At 40.6% G+C, this 335-nt stretch carries 1 protein-coding gene; it reads left to right on the top strand.

The annotated features are described in order from the left end of the window. Positions 1-72: 72 nt before the first annotated feature. Positions 73-335, top strand: a 263-nt coding sequence (locus tag ACTRWI_RS22785) for a transposase (RefSeq protein ID WP_499133952.1), incomplete at its 3' end; no start/stop codon positions are given.

Below are 335 nucleotides of genomic sequence, written 5' to 3'. Positions count from 1 at the left end.
TGTAGTGGCATAGTGAATTTGGTCACTTAGTTAGAGGTGATATCATCACCTCATAAGTATACAGGTGACATAATGACAAAACGTGCAAGACGCCAATTCAGCGCAGAATTTAAGTTAGAATCAGCGCAACTAGTCCTAGATCAAAACTACTCTGTGATTGAAGCAGCTCAAGCCATGAATGTGGGCAAGTCCACGATGGATAAATGGGTTCGCCAACTTAGAGAAGAACGACAAGGGAAAACACCAAAATCTTCGCCTATGACTCCTGAGCAAATAGAAATTCGGGAATTAAAAAAGAAGCTGGCTCGCCTTGAAGAGCATAATGAAATATTAAA

It is taken from the genome of Pseudoalteromonas sp. G5_S1_14_S5, assembly GCF_054968605.1.
The sequence above is the reverse complement of the archived record's forward strand: the minus strand, read 5'-3'. Positions and strand labels throughout refer to the sequence as shown.